Annotated in this window: 17 protein-coding genes and 1 tRNA gene; 8 read left to right on the top strand and 10 right to left on the bottom strand. The window is 73.7% G+C overall.

What is annotated here, in order from left to right; translation table 11 throughout:
- The first annotated feature begins 32 nt into the window (after window positions 1–32).
- Window positions 33–106 (top strand) — tRNA-Gly (locus tag ACI78T_RS11090).
- A gap of 17 nt (window positions 107–123) precedes the next feature.
- On the opposite strand, the gene ACI78T_RS11085 is transcribed toward ACI78T_RS11090, so the two are convergent.
- From ACI78T_RS11085 to ACI78T_RS11070, 4 genes are all read right to left on the bottom strand, one after another.
- Window positions 124–1,146 carry a lysophospholipid acyltransferase family protein gene (locus ACI78T_RS11085; RefSeq protein ID WP_456558149.1) on the bottom strand — a complete coding sequence of 341 codons (1,023 nt, stop codon included), beginning with the start codon at window positions 1,144–1,146 and terminating at the stop codon, window positions 124–126.
- Between the two features lie 19 nt (window positions 1,147–1,165).
- Window positions 1,166–2,035: a patatin-like phospholipase family protein gene (locus ACI78T_RS11080; protein WP_456558148.1), complete on the bottom strand. Its 870-nt coding sequence runs from the start codon at window positions 2,033–2,035 to the stop codon at window positions 1,166–1,168.
- 97 nt (window positions 2,036–2,132) lie between these two features.
- On the bottom strand, window positions 2,133–2,510 hold the full coding sequence (locus ACI78T_RS11075) for a VOC family protein (RefSeq protein WP_456558147.1): 378 nt from the start codon (window positions 2,508–2,510) through the stop codon (window positions 2,133–2,135).
- A gap of 72 nt (window positions 2,511–2,582) precedes the next feature.
- Complete coding sequence (locus ACI78T_RS11070; RefSeq protein ID WP_456558146.1) at window positions 2,583–3,572, bottom strand: sigma-70 family RNA polymerase sigma factor; 990 nt, start codon at window positions 3,570–3,572, stop codon at window positions 2,583–2,585.
- A gap of 234 nt (window positions 3,573–3,806) precedes the next feature.
- On the opposite strand from ACI78T_RS11070, the gene ACI78T_RS11065 reads away from it, so the two are divergent.
- The 4 genes from ACI78T_RS11065 to ACI78T_RS11050 are packed head-to-tail and all read left to right on the top strand — an operon-like array spanning window position 3,807 to window position 7,675.
- Complete coding sequence (locus ACI78T_RS11065) at window positions 3,807–5,129, top strand: sensor histidine kinase (RefSeq protein ID WP_456558145.1); 1,323 nt, start codon at window positions 3,807–3,809, stop codon at window positions 5,127–5,129.
- Entirely contained in the window at window positions 5,120–5,764 is a 645-nt protein-coding gene (locus ACI78T_RS11060) for a response regulator transcription factor (protein WP_456558144.1), read from the top strand. Before ACI78T_RS11065 ends, ACI78T_RS11060 begins: the two co-directional genes overlap by 10 nt.
- Before the next feature lie 47 nt (window positions 5,765–5,811).
- The gene (locus ACI78T_RS11055; RefSeq protein ID WP_456558143.1) at window positions 5,812–7,056 is read left to right on the top strand and encodes a GNAT family N-acetyltransferase; all 1,245 of its coding nucleotides are present in this window, start codon (window positions 5,812–5,814) and stop codon (window positions 7,054–7,056) included.
- Window positions 7,057–7,066: 10 nt separating this feature from the next.
- Window positions 7,067–7,675, top strand: coding sequence for a maleylpyruvate isomerase N-terminal domain-containing protein (locus ACI78T_RS11050; protein ID WP_456558142.1), 609 nt, complete (start codon window positions 7,067–7,069; stop codon window positions 7,673–7,675).
- Here ACI78T_RS11050 and ACI78T_RS11045 read toward each other — a convergent pair whose 3' ends face one another.
- Complete coding sequence (locus ACI78T_RS11045; RefSeq protein ID WP_456558141.1) at window positions 7,676–8,170, bottom strand: ribose-5-phosphate isomerase; 495 nt, start codon at window positions 8,168–8,170, stop codon at window positions 7,676–7,678.
- A gap of 26 nt (window positions 8,171–8,196) precedes the next feature.
- Here ACI78T_RS11045 and ACI78T_RS11040 point away from each other — a divergent pair, with 26 nt between their 5' ends.
- On the top strand, window positions 8,197–8,862 hold the full coding sequence (locus ACI78T_RS11040) for a DUF429 domain-containing protein (RefSeq protein WP_456558140.1): 666 nt from the start codon (window positions 8,197–8,199) through the stop codon (window positions 8,860–8,862).
- Here ACI78T_RS11040 and ACI78T_RS11035 read toward each other — a convergent pair whose 3' ends face one another.
- The gene (locus ACI78T_RS11035) at window positions 8,863–9,624 is read right to left on the bottom strand and encodes an SDR family oxidoreductase (RefSeq protein ID WP_456558139.1); all 762 of its coding nucleotides are present in this window, start codon (window positions 9,622–9,624) and stop codon (window positions 8,863–8,865) included.
- Between the two features lie 244 nt (window positions 9,625–9,868).
- Here ACI78T_RS11035 and ACI78T_RS11030 point away from each other — a divergent pair, with 244 nt between their 5' ends.
- Window positions 9,869–11,533, top strand: a complete 1,665-nt coding sequence (locus tag ACI78T_RS11030; RefSeq protein WP_456558138.1) for an MFS transporter — start codon at window positions 9,869–9,871, stop codon at window positions 11,531–11,533.
- Here the strand turns inward: ACI78T_RS11030 and ACI78T_RS11025 are convergent.
- Entirely contained in the window at window positions 11,517–12,182 is a 666-nt protein-coding gene (locus ACI78T_RS11025) for a mycothiol-dependent nitroreductase Rv2466c family protein (RefSeq protein WP_456558137.1), read from the bottom strand. The genes ACI78T_RS11030 and ACI78T_RS11025 overlap by 17 nt on opposite strands.
- A 151-nt stretch (window positions 12,183–12,333) precedes the next feature.
- Between ACI78T_RS11025 and pepN the strand changes: the two genes are divergently transcribed.
- Window positions 12,334–14,886, top strand: a complete 2,553-nt coding sequence (gene pepN / locus ACI78T_RS11020) for an aminopeptidase N (protein WP_456558136.1) — start codon at window positions 12,334–12,336, stop codon at window positions 14,884–14,886.
- A gap of 183 nt (window positions 14,887–15,069) precedes the next feature.
- On the opposite strand, the gene ACI78T_RS11015 is transcribed toward pepN, so the two are convergent.
- Genes ACI78T_RS11015 through ACI78T_RS11005 form a run of 3 tightly spaced genes read right to left on the bottom strand, consistent with a single transcriptional unit; the run spans window position 15,070 to window position 17,427 of the window.
- On the bottom strand, window positions 15,070–15,537 hold the full coding sequence (locus ACI78T_RS11015; protein WP_456558135.1) for a DUF5130 family protein: 468 nt from the start codon (window positions 15,535–15,537) through the stop codon (window positions 15,070–15,072).
- A gap of 42 nt (window positions 15,538–15,579) precedes the next feature.
- Window positions 15,580–15,963 carry an aa3-type cytochrome oxidase subunit CtaJ gene (gene ctaJ / locus ACI78T_RS11010; protein ID WP_456558134.1) on the bottom strand — a complete coding sequence of 128 codons (384 nt, stop codon included), beginning with the start codon at window positions 15,961–15,963 and terminating at the stop codon, window positions 15,580–15,582.
- Between the two features lie 30 nt (window positions 15,964–15,993).
- Complete coding sequence (locus ACI78T_RS11005) at window positions 15,994–17,427, bottom strand: amidase (protein WP_456558133.1); 1,434 nt, start codon at window positions 17,425–17,427, stop codon at window positions 15,994–15,996.
- Between the last annotated feature and the right edge of the window lie 9 nt (window positions 17,428–17,436).

Here is a 17,436-nt window from a genome sequence, read left to right as displayed (position 1 = left end):
AGTGCCGGGCCGTTAGGCTGTCCGGGCACCTCGCGGGTGTAGCTCAATGGTAGAGCCCCAGCCTTCCAAGCTGGCCATGCCGGTTCGATCCCGGTCACCCGCTCCACGCATGCGCCGCACTTCTCAGAACGGGCCGGTGCCCGCCCGCTGCTGCGTGCTGGTGATCCAGTCGTCGATCGTCTGCCACCAGCGGTAGAGCCAGTCGGTCTGGTCGGACTCGTCCCTCGGTACGTCGGCGGCGGGCACGAACCACCAGCGCAGGTGGAGGGTCTTGTCCATCGGAAGTCCCCGCCAGATGTCCCGCACGGTGCTCAGGTGCTCCAGGCCGGTGTGGGCGACGAAGACGACGTCGGCATGCGGGGCGGCCGCGAGCGCCGCCGTGACGCCTCCCGGACGCGGTGGAAGCACCTGCCGCATCTCCTCCGCCCGCCGGACGGCGGACGCGAACCCCCGCTCGCGCAGTCGCTGGATGGCCCGGAACCGGCGTGTCGGGGTGAAGTTCGCGCCCTCGGGGAAGATGAGCAGCGCATCTTCTTCGCCGAGATCGCGAGCCAGATCGGCGATCGCCTCCTCCGAGCTCGGGCCCCGTCCGCGATCCGAGGAGACGAAGTGGTTGGGCAGCCGATTGAGGTACACGTCGATCAAGGGGTCGAGCTGGAGCACGTCCTTGAGCACGATCCGCGGCCGACGCAGGTGATCGCGGTTCATCAAGGTGTGCACGAGCAGGAGCGAGTCGCCCGGACCGGCGTGCCGTGACAGCACCAGCATGGCGTTGGTCGAGCCGGGCACCCCGTCGTCCAACGGTGACCAGGACGCCCCGTCGGTGATCAGGTCCAGGATGAACAGCCGCTGGGCCATCCGCATCAGCACATCGAGCAGCCGGCGCAGGACGGTGTAGTGCGCCGCCCGGAACGCCGGCGTGCCCAGCCGGCGACCGAAGCCGCTGAGTGCCCACAGGGCCGCAGCCGCCACGAGGGCGACCAGCTCGACGGCCAGGTACACCAAGGCGAACGCGAGCAGCCGCAGCGCACGCCAACGCCCCGGCAACCACACCGAGACCACCACCGCCACCACCACGAGGACGGGCAGGAGGAGCACACCGGCCACCAGCAGACCGAGCAGCAGAGGGGCCGTGACCCGGCGCACCGGGCGAGGTGGTAGCACGTCAGGCCGCCCCGTCCTCGTCCGTCCCGGAGCCGTCGAGGTAGCGGGCGGCCGCGTCGTAGGCCCGGTCGATGCGGGCCGGGACGGCGGAGAAGTCGCGGTAGCGGAGGCTCCCGAGGTCACCGGCGGTCGCCTGGCCCTGCTGCCCGGACGGCAGCACGTGCAGCGTGACGCCCGGTGGCAGCGCGGCCAGATCGGCGGCGAACCGGTGCCGCCTGGCGATCTCGAAGGCGACCTGGGCGACCTCCCACGGCTTGGTCGGCGGTCGCAGTGGCCGGTCGATCCGCCCGACGTGCAGCACGTAGATCGTGTCGGCGCCCAGCGCGACCGCCCGGCCGACCGGGATGCTGTGCACCAGCCCACCGTCCAGGTAGTGCTCGCCGTCGAGCTCGACCGGCGGCAGCAGCCCGGGGACCGCGGACGACGCCAGCACCGCCTCGACCAGGGAGCCGTCGCTGAACCAGTGCTCAGCGGCTCGCTCGATGCTGGCCGCCACGCATTGGAAGGGGACGCGGAGCTCGGCGAAGGTCCGTACCGGCAGATGGGCCGCGAGCAGGTCCCGCAGCGGCTCCCGAGGGTGCAGGTGCGTGCGCGTCCGGACGAGCGTGCCCATCCGGGCGAGCACGGACCCCGCGAAGACGCCCTCGGAGGCGAGCTCCTCCCACACCGCGCGCAGCCGCTCGACCGCGGCCGGCCCCGGATCGGCGGCGATCAGCGCGCCGTTGATGGCGCCGACGGACGTACCCACGATCACGTCGGGACGGATCTCGCGCTCGAACAGCGCGCGCAGCATCCCGACCTCGGCCGCGCCCAGCACGCCCCCGCCGCCGAGCACGAACGCCGTGCCGCCCGGCGCACGGCTGGAGACCATGCCGGCATCGTGCCACCCGCTCAGGACCCGTCGGCCGGGGTGCGCCGGCCCGGCAGCGCTGGCTCCCGCGGTGGAGGGACCGCGGCTCGGCGCCGGCTCAGTCCTGCGCGATGACCGAGAAGACGTTGCCGGCGGGGTCGGTGAACCAGGCGATCAGCGGGCCGCCCTCGCGCATGATGCCCTTGGCGTCGGTGGGCGGGTTCTCGTACTGCTCGAACCGGACGCCGCGCGCGGTCAGCTCGTCGACGGCCTTCTCGACGTCGGGCACCGGGAAGTTGAGCACAGTGAACGTGGCCGGCTCGTGGTTCGGCTTGCCGTAGACGAGCACGTCGGTGCCGCCGCCGAGGTGGAGTCGCATGATGCCCTCCATCTCCTCGTCGGAGACGCGCAGGCCGAGGGTCTCCTCGTAGAAGCGGCGCGCGGCCGCCGGGTCGCTGACCGAGAAGCCGCTGAAGGCTGGGCTGTCGCCGAGCATGGTCCGTCCCCTCTCGAAGGTCCTGCTCCTAGGACCCGCCGATCGCCGGGGACTCATCGGCGGCGCCGCATGTCAGTCGATCAGCGTCGGCAGGCCGAGCCTCGCGAACAGCTGGTTGTCGTCGAGGTCGAGGAAGCTCGAGATGTGGGCGATCCGCCCGTTCTCCACCTCGAGCACGTGCAACGCCCACGGCTCGCGACCACCACCCTTGCGCGGCTTGTACTGCGCGAAGGCCGGCGTCCCGTTGGCGCTCATCGGGAAGACCTTGGAGCCACGGCACTCCGCCCCGGGGCCGAGCATCCAGGTGCCGATGTCGTCGCGCCCGCGCAGCCACATCTCGAACGGCGGCATGTGCTGGGTCGCGTCCTCGTGCAGAAGCTGCACGAAGGCGTCGATGTCGTAGCGCTCGAAGGCGTCCACGTACCGGGCCAGCAGCTCGCGGTCGTCCGCGTCCAGCTCCCGCCGCGGTTCCGGCACCCCGCCGGCAGCCGACAGCGTGGCCCGCGCCCGCTGCAGCGCGCTGTTCACCGACGCCACGGTGGTGTCGAGCAGCTGGGCCACCTCGTCGGCCTTCCAGCGCAGCACCTCGCGGAGGATCAGCACCGCCCGCTGCCGCGGCGGCAGGTGCTGCAGCGCCGCGATGAACGCCAGCCGGATCGACTCCTTGGCCACCGCGCGCTCCGCCGGGTCGCCGTCCTCGGGCAGGACCTGGCGGTCGAGGACCGGCTCGATCCACGCCGTCCCCGGGCGGCGGGCCGCGAGCGAGGACTCCACCGGTGGTGACGGCGAGCCGGCCAGGTCCATCGGCAGCGCGCGGCGCTGCCGACCGGACAGCTGGTCGAGGCAGACGTTGGTGGCGATGCGGTACAGCCACGACCGCAGCGCCGAGCGGCCCTCGAAGTCACCCAGCCCGCGCCAGGCCCGGACCATGGTCTCCTGCACGGCGTCCTCGGCGTCGAAGGACGAGCCGAGCATGCGGTAGCAGTAGCCGGTCAGCTCGCGGCGGTGCTCGAGCAGCCGGGGGTCGAGCTGGTCGGCCGGGCCGATCGCGACGCTGGTCACCTGTGACCACTCCTCGGAGTCGATGTGCCGATCAGCACATCACAGGTCACCGACAGTTCGGGAGCCCCCGGACCGTCCTCACCCGGCCGGGGCCGTGGTTGCTGGACTTCGCCGGGAGGGGCCGCCAGCATTCCGTCCCGAGATGACACGTTTCCCGTGGTCGGGCCAGCCCGACCCCACATCGGCCAGCCAGCGGGATGGGTCCGGGCGCCGCCCGGAACCAGGCTCGACGGCATGACCACAGACACCGCCGTCCTGCCGACCATGGCCTTCGAGACACCCGACCCGCCGGCCCGGCCCGGCCCGCTCGGGATCGTGCGCCAGCTCGGGATCGACTCCGCCTACACCCTCGTCAGCTTCCCGGTCGCGATCGCGGCGTTCGTCGTCGTCGTGACCGGCCTCAGCCTCGGCGCCGGACTGCTGGTGATCTGGGTGGGCGTGGCCGTCCTGGCCGCCACCCTGCTCGCCGCGCGGGGCTTCGCCGCGATCGAGCGCGCCTGGCTGCCCAATGTCCTGAACCGCCCGGTTCCCAGCCCCGCGTTCCGCGTGCCCGAAGGGAGCGCGGTGCGGAAGCTGATCACCCCGCTGCGCGACCCCCAGACATGGCTCGATGCGCTGCACGGCCTGGTCCGCTTCCCCCTGGCGATCGCCTCCTTCGTCGTGACGGTCACCTTCTGGTCGATCGCACTCGGTGGGATCACCTACGCCGCATGGGACTGGGCGCTGCCCGACCCGTCCACCGACCCGGACAACGAGGACCTGCTCGAGCTGCTCGGCTTCGACAGCTCCGCCGGGATCCGGATCGCCCTCTACACCGCCATCGGCATCGTCTTCGCCGTCCTGCTGCCCTTCGCCGTCCGTGGGATGGCCCTGCTCCAGGCGCAGCTGGGCCGGGTCATGCTCACCTCCCGCGCCGCGACGCAGGCCGAGCTCGGCCGGCTCACCGAGGGGCGCAACGCGGCGGTCGCCGCCGAGGCGGTCGCCCTGCGGCGGCTGGAGCGCGACATCCACGACGGTCCGCAGCAGCAGCTGGTCCGGCTGAACATGGACCTCGCCCGCGCCCAGCGGCAGCTCGAGCGCGACCCGGCCGCCGCCCACGCCGCGCTCGGCGAGGCCGCGGGCCTGGCGCGGGAGACGCTCGAGGACCTGCGGGCCCTGTCGCGCGGCATCGCCCCGCCGGTGCTCGCCGACCGCGGCCTGGCCGCCGCTCTCGCCGCGATCGCCGCCCGCTCCCCCGTGCCGGTCGACCTCGCCGTCGACCTGCCCACCGAGCGCCTCGCACCGGTCACCGAGAACACCGCCTACTTCGTCGTCAGCGAGGCGCTGGCCAACATCGCCAAGCACAGCGACGCGACGACGAGCCGGGTCGAGGTCCGGTGCGCGGGCGACCGGCTCCGGGTCGTCGTCGAGGACGACGGCACCGGGGGCGCCGTGATCGCGGCCGGTCACGGACTCGCGGGCCTGGCCGACCGGCTGCAGGCGGTGGACGGCGTCCTGACCGTGGAGAGCCCGCGCGGCGGACCCACCCGGCTGACCGCGGACCTGCCGTGCGCGTGATCCTCGCCGAGGACTCCGTCCTCCTGCGGGAGGGCCTGGTCCGGCTCCTCGAGGAGGCCGGCACCGAGGTGGTCGCCGCCGTCGGCGACGGCCCCTCGCTCGTCCGGGCGGTGCGCGAGCACCGCCCGGACGTCGCCGTCGTCGACGTCCGGATGCCGCCGACGCACACCGACGAGGGGCTCCGCGCCGCCGTCGAGGCCCGGCGGGAGGTGCCGGGGACGGCGGTCCTCGTCCTCTCCCAGTACGTCGAGGTCGCCTACGCCGACGAGCTGCTCGCCGACGGCGCCGGCGGGGTCGGCTACCTGCTCAAGGACCGCGTCGCCGACGTGGACACGTTCCTGTCGGCCCTGGAGGACGTCGTCGGCGGCGGCACGGTGCTCGACCCGCAGGTCGTCGCCCAGCTGTTCGCCCGGCGGCGCGCCGACGACCCGGTCCGGCGGCTGACCCCGCGGGAACGCGAGGTGCTCGGCCTGATCGCGGAGGGCCACTCCAACGCCGCGATAGCCCGGCTCCTCATGGTCACCCCCGGCGCGGTCGAGAAGCACACCCAGCACATCTTCGCCAAGCTCGGCCTCGCTCAGGACGACGACCAGCACCGGCGGGTCATGGCCACGCTGGCCTACCTGCGCAGCTGACCGGAACTGGTTGGCGGAGCGTCGGACCCGACCGGTAGACAACCTCCGTGGCCGACGACATCTACGACCAGCTCCGCCCGGCGACGGCCGAGGAGTGGCCCGAGTTCCTGCAGACCATGGCGGGCGCCTTCGGCGAGACGCCGGTCGGGCCCTACGTCGACACACCGTCGCCGGTCGCCGAGCTGGACCGGTCGCTCGGGCTCTGGGACGACGGACGCGTGGTCGCGACCTCCGGCATCTACAGCCGCGAGCTCACCGTGCCCGGCGCGCTCGTGCCGTGCGCCGGCATCACGTGGGTGACCGTCGCCCCGACCCACCGCCGCCGTGGCGTCCTGACCGCGATGATGCGGCGCCAGCTCACCGAGCTCCACGAGCAGGAGCGGGAGCCGGTGGCAGCGCTCTGGGCCTCCGAGCACCCCATCTACGGGCGCTTCGGCTACGCGCCCGCCACCGTCCGCGCCCCGCTGTCCGGGCCGACCGCCCGCCTGCGCCTGCGGCCGGACGTCGACCTCGGGACCGGCCGGGTCACCATCGTCGACGAGGCCGCCTACCGGCCGGCCGCGGTCGCCGTGCACGACACGGTGCGCCGCGCCGTCCCGGGCAACCTGGCCCGCGACGACCGCTGGTGGGACCGCGAGCTGCTCGACCTCCCCGAGCACCGGCACGGTGCCACCGCCCGCCGGTACCTGCTGCACACCGAGACCGACGGCACCGTCACCGGGTACGCCGCCTACCGGGTGAAGGAGAGCTGGACCGAGACCGGCCACCCCGACGGCACGCTCACCGTCGAGGAGGTGCGCGGGCTCAGCACGCCCGCCTACGCCTCGCTGTGGCAGGTGCTGCTCTCGATCGACCTGGTGAGCACCGTCCGGCTGCAGCGCGCGCACCCCGACGACCCGATCCGCGCCATGGTCACCGACGCCCGGGCGCTCACCGGTCCGCCGCGGGACGGGCTCTGGGTGCGGCTGGTGGACGTCGGCCGGGCCTTGTCCGCCCGGCGGTACCCGGCCCGGATCGACCTGGTCTTCGACGTCCGTGACCCGTTCTGCGCGTGGAACCACGGGCGCTGGCACGTCTGGGGCCACCCGTCGGGCGCGTTCTGCGAGCGCACCGACCGCGACCCCGACATCTCCCTCGGCATCGAGGAGCTGTCGGCCATCTACCTCGGCGGCACCTCGCTGGCCACGCTGCAGGCCGCCGGGCGGGTCACGGAGATCAGCCCCGGCGCGGTCACCCACGCCTCCACCGCGTTCGGCTGGCCGGTCACCCCGTGGTGCCCGGACGACTTCTGAGAGCCCCGGCATGACCTGGGACGACGCACGGCGAGCCTTCGCCGACGCCGCGCGGTGGTTCGTGGACACGACCGCCAGGGTCGGCGACCGCTGGAGCGAGCCCGGGCTCGGCGAGTGGGACGTCCGCGCCCTGGTCGGCCACACCAGCCGCTCGCTCCTGACGGTCGAGACCTACCTCGAGCAGCCCGCGGAGGCTGTCGCGGTCGACTCGGCCGCCGGGTACTTCCGGGCCACCAGCGCGATGACCGCCGGTCCGGCGGTGGCCGAGCGGGGGCGCGAGGCGGGCGCGGCGCTGGGCGACGATCCCAGCGCCGCGGTGGCCGCGATCGCGGCCCGGGTGGTCCCGCTGGTCAGCGCACGGACCGGCGACGAGCTGCTGACGACGGTGGCCGGGGGCATGCGCCTGGCCGACTACCTCCCGACGCGGACCTTCGAGCTCGCCGTCCACACCGCCGACCTCTGCGCCGCGCTCGGCCTGCCGGCGGACGTCCCGCCGAGCGCGGCGGCCCAGGCCCTCGGCCTGGTCACAGAACTGGCGGTCACCGGCGGGCGCGCCGGCCCGCTGCTCTTGGCCGCGACCGGGCGGGACGGCCTGCCGAGCGGGTTCTCCGTGCTCTGATCAGGGGTGCTGCTGCGGACCCGTCGACTGACCGCCGGCCGGGCGGTGCCGGTCGCGCTCGTAGTCGCTGATCAGCCCGATCCGGCGGACGTGCCGCTCGTCCTCGCTGAACGGCGTGCGGAGGAACTCGAGCACCAGCTCGGTCGCCTCCTCGGAGCTGTGCTGGCGGGCGCCGACGGCCACCACGTTGGCGTCGTTGTGCTGGCGCGCCAGCTGCGCCGTCGAGGTGTTCCAGACCAGGGCCGCCCGGACGCCGGGCACCTTGTTCGCCGCGATCTGCTCGCCGTTGCCGGAACCACCGATGACGACGCCGAGCGACCCGGGCTCGGTGACGGTCCGCTCCCCCACCTCGAAGCAGAAGGGCGGGTAGTCGTCCTGCGCGTCGTACTCGAACGCGCCGCAGTCGACCGGCTCGTGACCTGCGTCGGTGAGTGCCTGCTTCAGGTGCTCCTTGAACTCGAGGCCTGCGTGGTCGGTACCGATGAAGACGCGCACGGGCGCGAGTCTGTCAGGCTCCGAGCGTGGCGGTGCTGGGGGTCGACGGCTGGCGCGGGCGATGGGTGGGCGCGTTGCTCGACGGCCGCGCAGTCACGCTGCTCGACCTCCCCGACGCCGAGGCCGTCCTGGCGGTCCCCGACGTCGAGCTCGTCGCCATCGACATGCCCATCGGCCTCTCGGACGACGGGGTCCGCGCCTGCGACGTCGCCGCGCGGCGGCTGCTGACCGGAGCGGCCAGCTCTGTCTTCCCCGCACCGGTGCGGGCCGTGCTGGCCACCGACGACTACGCCGAGGCCCGCCGGATCGCGCTCGCCGCGTCGGGCCGGTCGATCTCCGCGCAGGCGTTCCAGCTGGGGAAGGCCATCCGCTCGCTGGACGAGGCGCTCGGCGACCCGCCCACCGACCGGGTCGTGGAGGTCCACCCCGAGCTGGCGTTCCGCGCCCTCTCCGGCGAGGTGCGCGACCGGAAGGGCACGGCCCGCGGGACCGTGCAGCGCCTGCGGGCCCTCCGCGGGGTGATGGACGTCGAGGAGGCACTGCTGTGCGCGCCGACCGGCGTCCCGGTGGTCGACGCCCTGGACGCGTGCGCCGCGGCCTGGTCCGCCAGGCGGCTGGCCCGCGGCGAGGGCGAGTGCGTCGGCGACGGCGGCACGGACTCCCGGGGCCGCCCGATGCGGATCTGCTGGTGATCAGTCGCCGGTGAGCCGGCGGACGGCACCCATCGGCAGCACCCGCAGCAGGCCGGCGACCGGTCGCCACGGCCACTCGGGCACGTAGCCCCGCGCGGGCTCCCGCTCGACGACGTCGACCAGCGCGCGGACACCCTTGTCCAGCCCGACGGTGAGCGGACCCCGGCGCCCCTCGTTGATCGCCGTCTCGATGTAGCCGGGCAGGATCGCCGACACCACGATCTGGGACCCCAGGACGTCGGAGCGGATGCCCTCCGCGAGCGAGTTCAGCGCCGCCTTGCTGGCGCCGTAGGCGGTCCGGCTGCCCTTCATGCCGCGGACGCTGGCCACCGAGCTGATCAGGACGAGGTGCCCGGCGCCCTGCTCGCGGAAGAGCTCCATCGCGACCTCGCACTGGGCGTGGGTGCCGAGGACGTTGGTCAGCAGGATGGCGCGGTTGTCGGCGGCCCGGCCGGTGCCGATGGAGGCGCCCCGGCCGATGCCGGCGTTCGCGATCACCCGGTCGAAGCCGCCGAGCTGGTCGGCCAGCCGGCGCATCGCGGTCGGGACGGAGTCCGGGTCGTCGACGTCCATCGCCGCGGTGACCACGCGGATGCCCGGGTGCGCGGCCAGCAGCTCGTCCCGGAGCGCGTCGAGCCGGTCGGTGCGGCGGGCGGCCAGCGCCAGGTCGCGGCCCATGGCGGCGAACCGGCGGGCCATGCCCTCGCCGAGGCCGGCGCTCGCGCCGGAGATGAAGATGCGCTGGCGGACGGGGTTCGGCACCGCGACAGCATGCCGCACGCGGCCGGGCAGGGACCTCGGGCCCTGCCCCGCACGAACTGGCCGTGACCGGCCGGTCGCGGGACAGCAGCACGCGCCGGGAGACCGCTCCCACGTGTCACGGACGGGCCCGCCGCGTCGTCTCCATCACTAGCGTCCCGCGCGGTCTCAGGTCGTGGACCCGGCCGGCGCCGCTCGGGCTCCGCGCGCCCGCGCAGCCCCGCGTACCCGCACCGGAGGAGACACCATGTCCACCGATCGCCCGCCCGTTCCCGGACCCCGCACGCCCACCGACGCCGGCCCGCCCGAGGAGGACCGGCGCACCGGCCCGGGCGGACGCCCGCTGTGGGTCGCGCTCGTCCTCATCTGCACGGTGCAGCTGATGGTCGTGCTCGACGGCTCCGTCGTGAACATCGCCCTCCCCCGGATCCAGGAGGAGCTGTCCATCACCGACGCCGACCTCACCTGGGTCGTCACGGCCTACGCGATCGCCTTCGGCGGCCTGCTGCTGCTCGGCGGACGGCTCGGCGACCTCATCGGCCGGCGCAAGGTCTTCTTCGCCGGCGTGCTGCTGTTCTCCCTGGGCTCGTTGCTCGCCGGCGTGGCCCAGGAGCAGTGGCAGCTGCTCGGTGCCCGCGCGCTGCAGGGCGCCGGTGCCGCGGCGGCGTCCCCGACCGCGCTGGCGCTGATCACCACCACGTTCCCGGCCGGACCCCAGCGGAACCGGGCCTTCGCCGTCTACGCGGCCATGTCCGGCGCGGGCGCGGCCGTGGGGCTCATCCTGGGTGGCGCGCTCACCGAGTCGTCCTGGCGCTGGACGATGCTGATCAACGTGCCGATCGGGCTGGTGGTGGCGTTCCTGGCGCCCCGCTTCCTCGCGGAGTCCGCGCCGCAGCCGGGCCGGTGGGACCTGCCGGGAGCGGTGACGGGGACCACCGGGATCGCCGCGATCGTCTACGGCTTCAACCGCAAGGCGCAGACCGACGCCGACACCGGCCTGCCCCAGGAGTGGTCGGACACGCTGGTGTACGGCCCGATCATCGCGGGCGTCGTGCTGCTGGTGGCCTTCTTCCTCATCGAGGCGCGCTCGTCCCACGCCCTCCTGCCGATGCGGGTCCTGGCCGACCGGACGCGGGCGGTGAGCTTCGTGGCGATGCTGGTCACCGGCGCGGCGATCTTCGCGATGTTCCTGTTCGTGTCGCTGTTCGTGCAGCAGGTGCTCGGCTACAGCCCGCTCGAGGCCGGTGTCGCCTTCCTGCCGTTCACGGTCGGCATCGTCGTCGCGGCGCAGATCGCGTCCACGCTCGCCTCGCGGGTCGACCCCCGGTGGATCGCCGGTGCGGGTGCCGGCCTGTCGGTCCTGGCCATGTGGGGCTACAGCCAGATGGACGTCGGCGCCGGGTACGCCGCCGACCTGCTGCCGTGGATCGTGGTCCAGGCCGTCGGCATGGGCCTGCTGTTCGTGCCGCTCACCCTCACGGCGGTCAGCCGGGTCGACCCCAACGACGCCGGCGTGGGCTCGGCCGTGCTCAACACGGTGCAGCAGGTGGGCGGCGCCATCGGCATCGCCGTGCTCGGCACGGTCTTCGCCAACGGCATCAGCGAGCGGTTCGCCCAGCTCGCCGCCTCGGGTCCTCCCGGGCCGGAAGCCGCCCTCGAGGCGCAGGCGTACGGGACGTCGCAGGCGTTCATGGTGGCGATCTGGATGATGGTCGCCGTCGCCGTGGTGATCCTCGTCGGCCTGAACATCAGGCACGAGGACCTGGCCACCGACGTCACGCCGGGTCAGGCGGCGGCGCTGGCCGAGGGTGCGACCGCGGGCGAGCCGCCGGAGATCCCGCCGCAGGCGGAATCCCCGGCGGACGACCGGGCCGGCTCGGGAGCCGGTGGGGAGGTCAGCGGCGGCCGGTGAGCTCGAGGGCGTCGGCCGGGACGGAGTCCATGTCCGGGCCGGAGAGCCGGGTGCGCTTGAGCTCCCAGAAGTCGGGCAGGTTGGCGAGAAGGACGGCGCCGTCGAAGGCCTTGCCGGCGTCCTCGCCGGTCGGGACCTTGCTGATGACCGGGCCGAAGAAGGCGACGCCGTCGATGTGCATGACCGGCGTGCCGACGTCGTCGCCGACCGGGTCCATGCCCTCGTGGTGGCTCTTCTCCAGCGCCTCGTCGTACTCGGTGGAGGTGGCGGCCTCGGCGAGGTCGGCGGGCAGCCCGGCCCGCTCGAGCGCCGGGACGATCAGGTCGTCGAGCTCGAGCCCCTCGTGGTGCCGGAGCGTGCCCATGGCGGTGTAGAGGTCGCCGAGGACCTCGTCACCGTGCTGCTGGGCGGCGGCGATGGCGACCCGGACCGGGCCGATCGCCTTCTTCATCATCTCCTGGTACTCCTCCGGCAGGTCCCGGCCGCGGTTGAGCACGGCGAGGGACATGACGTGCCAGTGCAGGTCGATGTCGCGGACCTTGGCCGCCTCGAGCACCCAGCGGCTGGTCAGCCAGGCCCAGGGGCACAGCGGGTCGAACCAGAAGTCCACCCGGGCCTTGGTGGGGGCGCTCTGCACTGCCTCGGTCATGTACCGCTCCTCTGCGTTCGTCGTCGCGCCGGCGTGGCCGGTCTCGCTGGAAGGCGTCAATCCGGATCGCCGTCGGCTTGTTCCCTGCCCCGCGGCGATCCCGGTGGAACGGGGAGAAAATCCGTCGTCCGCGCATGGGAAGCTGGGCTGTGTGGCCGTTCCCAACCTGACCCGCACCGATGCCGCTGCCCGCGCCGAGCTCCTGGCCGTGCAGAGCTACGACCTCCAGCTCGACGTCACCGACGGCGACGGGCACCCCGGCGAGCGCACGTTCCGCTCGGTCACGACCGTCGAGTTCACCGCGCGCGAGGCCGGGGCGAGCACCTTCATCGACCTGGTCGCCGACACCGTGCTCTCGGCGACGCTCAACGGGGCCGAGCTCGACGTCAGCACCTACACCGAGGACGGCGGCCTGCCGCTGCCCGGCCTGGCGGAGCAGAACACGCTGGTCGTCACCGCCGACTGCCGGTACTCGAACTCCGGTGAGGGCCTGCACCGCTTCGAGGACCCCGAGGACGGGCAGGTCTACCTCTACACGCAGTTCGAGCCGGCCGACGCCAAGCGGATGTTCGCCTGCTTCGACCAGCCCGACCTCAAGGCCACCTTCACGTTGCACGTCGTCGCGCCGTTCGACTGGCAGGTCATCTCGAACACCGGCGGGCGCACCATCGAGGCCGGCCCGGGCGGCTCCCAGCTCGCGCACTTCGAGCCGACCAAGCGCATCTCGACCTACCTCGTCGCGCTGATCGCCGGTCCGTACGCGAAGGTCACCGACTCGCACGAGGGCATCCCGCTCGGCCTGTACTGCCGCGCCTCGCTGGCCAAGTTCCTCGACGCCGACGAGCTCTTCCGCGTCACCAAGCAGGGCTTCGACTTCTACCACCGGGTGTTCGACTACCCGTACCCGTTCGACAAGTACGACCAGCTCTTCGTCCCGGAGTTCAACGCGGGCGCGATGGAGAACGCCGGCGCCGTGACGTTCCTGGAGGACTACGTCTTCCGGTCGAAGGTCAGCCGGGCCCGCTACGAGCGGCGCGCCGAGACGGTGCTGCACGAGCTCGGGCACATGTGGTTCGGCGACCTCGTGACCATGCGCTGGTGGGACGACCTCTGGCTCAACGAGTCCTTCGCGACCTACATCAGCACGCTGTGCCAGGCGGAGGCGACCGAGTACACGACCGCGTGGACGACGTTCGCCAACACCGAGAAGGCGTGGGCGTACGCGCAGGACCAGCTGCCCTCGACCCACCCGATCGCCGCCGACATCCCCGACGTGGCCGCGGTCGAGGTCAACTTCGACGGCATCACCTACGCCAAGGGCGCCTCTGTGCTCAAGCAGCTGGTCGCCTACGTGGGCCGCGACGAGTTCCTCGCGGGCGTGCGCCGCTACTTCCGCAAGCACGAGTTCGGCAACACCACGCTGGCCGACCTGCTCGCGCCGCTCGAGGAGAGCTCCGGCCGCGACCTCTCGGAGTGGGTCGAGCAGTGGCTCAAGACCAGCCAGGTGAACACCCTGCGGCCGGTCTTCGAGCTCACCAACGACGGCCGGTACAAGAGCTTCGCCATCGAGCAGACCGCCGTCGCCGAGCACCCGGTCCTGCGCAACCACCGGCTCGCGGTGGGCCTCTACAGCGAGGGCCCCGGCGGGCTGACCCGCAGCGACCGGGTGGAGCTCGACGTCGCCGGCGCCCGGACCGAGGTCCCCGAGCTGGTGGGGCACCCGGCCGCCGACCTGGTGCTGGTCAACGACGACGACCTCACCTACGCGAAGCTCCGGCTCGACGAGCGGTCGCTGGGCACCCTGCGCACCCGGATCGGCGCCATGCCGGACCCGCTGGCGCGGGCGCTGTGCTGGTCGGCCGCCTGGGACATGACCCGCGACGCCGAGCTGCCCGCCCGCGAGTGGGTGCAGCTCGTGCTGGCCGGCGTCGACGCCGAGACCGAGATCAGCGTCGTCCAGGCGTTGCTGGCCCGCGTGCAGACCGCGCTGTCGTCCTACGCCGACCCGACCTGGGCGTCCACCGGGTGGACGGCGTTGGCCGACCACGCGTTGAGCGCTCTCGAGACGGCGCCGGCGGGCAGCGACATGCAGCTGCAGTGGTCGCGCACCCTCGCCAGCGCGGCCCGGACCGAGGAGCACGCCGCCGTGCTGCGCGGGCTCCTCGACGGCTCCCGCACCTACGAGGGATGCGTCGTGGACGCCGACGCGCGCTGGGCCTTCCTCTCCGGCCTGGTCGCCATCGGTGCCGCCGGCGACGCCGAGATCGACGCCGAAGCCGAGCGGGACGCCACCGCGACGGGCATCCGGCGGGCCGCCACCGCGCGGGCGCTGCGGCCGACGGCGGAGTCGAAGGAGGAGACCTGGGAGCGGGTCTTCCACGACGAGACCGTGCCCAACGCGGTGCACGAGGCGATCCTGCAGGGCTTCTGGCACCCGGCCCAGCGCGAGCTCACCGCCGGCTACGTGGAGCGGTACTTCGCCGAGATCCGTCCCATGTGGGACCGCCGGCCGGGCGAGATCGCGAAGAACGCCGTCCAGTACCTGTTCCCGCCGATCGTCGAGCCCCGCACGATCGCGGCGGCCGATGGCTGGCTGGCCGACACGGAGCAGCCCGCCCCGCTGCGCCGGCTCGTGTCGGAGGGACGCGACGGGATCGCCCGCGCGCTGCGGGCCCGCGAGCGGGACGCCGACGCGAACCTCTGACGCGGCGACGGTGCCGTTCCCCGCTACAGGGGAACGGCACCGTTGTGGACCGATCGCGGGGGCCGGAGGCCTTCCGATCGGAACATGGGCAGGGGCTCTGCCCCGATCGGGGACGGCAGCTGGCCGCGGTGCGGTCCGGAGGACCGCAATGTGATCGGGTGCGGTCCGGAGGACCGCGGTGTTCTAGTGGCGGCGGAGGGAGGCCGGGTGGCCGGCCTGGTCCGACAGCTGCCGGAGCCCGTTGACGATGCCGCCGACCAGGTCGCCGTTGGCGAACGACGTGGTCATCGACAGCACGGCGAGCGCGCAGGCGCGGTCGGGTAGCCGGCGACCGGCACCGGCACCGGTGACGACCTCGACCACCTTCTGGCCGGGTGACACGGCGATGAGCACCGAGTCGGTCGGGTTGACCCCGGAGCGGGCGTGCATCTCCTCGGCCTGGGTGCGGGTCCGCTTGCCGAGGTCACCGATGTAGAGCGTGAACCGCAGCCCGGTCTCCCGGGAGGACATGGTGAGCGCCTCGTCGAGCCGGGCGAGCTCGTGGAACGTGAAGATCTCGTCGAGCCGGGACTGCTCCGCCTCCTCCGTGCGCGAGGACGCGGTGTGCCGGGTGGCCGTGTCGTGCGACTCGGTCTCGAGCGCGGAGGTCATCGCCGTCCTCCCGGGACAGTCGTCGTGGAGTGGGTCATCGGGTCACCAGGTCCCGCGGGCGCCGCCGAGCGGGCCGGCGTCCACCGAGGGGTAGCCGCGGCTGGTCGAGCCGCCGTGCGCGACCGGACCGGCGCCCGTCCCCGCGTCGGTGTTCCGCTCCCCCGACTGCTCCGGGTACATCGACGAGCCCAGCGCGGCCGTCGAGGCGCCGGGGACCGCGGCCGGGCCGTGCGCGGGAGCCGGCCCGTGCCCGCCCGAGCTGCCGCCCTCCGGGTGGGGCTCGTACCAGACCGGCGCGTGCTCCCAGGGCTGGCCGGGCTTGTAGCGGGAGCGCTTGCGCCCGCCGGGGAGGGTCAGCAGCGCCAGCACCACGATGACGGCCAGCGGGATGCCGACGAGTATGAGGAGGACCTCGACGGTGTTCACGGGCGACAACCTACCCAAACGGCACGGGATTCAGCCCGCCACGCCCCACGACGCGGGGTGCCGTCCCGCCCACGGACGCGCCGCCTCCACCTGGGCGGACAGCGAGATGAGCGTGACCTCGTCCGCGGGCCGTCCCACGAGCATGCTGCCGATGGGCAGGCCGCCGTCGGTCCAGTGCAGCGGGACGCTCACGGCGGGCTGCCCGGTCACGTTGAACAGCGCGGTGAAGGCGGCATAGCGCTTGTTGCGCTCGAAGTCCTCGGCCCCGTCGCCGTCGGCGTCGAACCAGCCCACCGGCCGGGGCGTCATGGTGACCACGGGCGCCAGAAGGACGTCGTACCGCTGGGTGGCGTGCAGGAAGCGCCGGGAGAACACCCGCAGGGCGAACATCGACTCCATCGCCGCCTGCGCCGACATCGCCAGCCCGCGGGCGCGCAGCTCCCGGGTCAGCGGACGCAGCTCACCGACCCGCCCCGGCGGGACCGGCAGCGTCGTGCCGGACAGCGCCCACACCTGCTCGAACGACGGGAGGACGTCGGGTCCCAGCAGCCCCTCCGGGACGTCCTCGACCTCGTGGCCGAGGGACGCCAGCAGCGCCGACGCGTCCTCGAACGCGGCGGTCACCTCGGGGTCCAGGACGACGCCGGGCATCGGGGTCTCGCGGAACCGGCCGATGCGCAGCCGGCCGGGGTCGCGGTCCGCGGCGCCGAGGAAGGTCTCCCCCGGCGGCAGCGGCGGCGCCCAGGCCGGGTCGCCGAGCACCGGCCCGGCCATGGCGTCCAGCATCGCGGCGGCGTCCCGGACCGTCCGGGCCAGCGGCCCGTTCGTGCCCAGGCCGGTCACCTCGCTGCCGAAGGGGGCGTTGCTGACGCGTCCACGGGTGGGCTTGATGCCGTAGATGCCGTTGATGGACGCCGGGATGCGGATCGAGCCGCCACCGTCGCTGCCCTGCGCGAACGGGACCATCCCCGCCGCCACCGCGACCGCCGCACCGCCGCTGGAGCCGCCGGCCAGCCGGGTCGGGTCCCACGGGCACCGGGCGGGCCCGGCCAGCTCGTTGTCGGTGTAGCAGGGGAAGCCGAACTCGGGGGTGTTGGTCTTGCCGAGGCTGATCGTCCCGGCGGCGGCCAGCTTGGTGACGACGGCGTCGTCGACGGCCGGCACGAAGTCGGCCATGACCGCGGAGCCGAACGTCGTGCGGACGCCCGCGGTGTTGTTCAGGTCCTTGATCGCGGTCGGGACGCCAAGCAGCGGCGGCAGGTCGCCGCCCTCGCGGAGCACCGCCTCGGCCCGGCCCGCGGCCTCGCGCGCCCGCTCGGGGGTGACGGTGATGAAGGCGCCCAGCCCGGGATCCAGGGCATCGATCCGGCCGAGGGCGTGCTCGACCAGCTCGGTCGGGCTCACCTCCTTCGCGCGGACGGCGGCGGCCTGCTCGAGCGCGGTGAGGTCGTGCAGCTGCGTCACGGCGCCGAC

The sequence above is a fragment of the Blastococcus sp. SYSU D00922 genome, assembly GCF_054050495.1.
The sequence above is the reverse complement of the archived record's forward strand: the minus strand, read 5'-3'. Positions and strand labels throughout refer to the sequence as shown.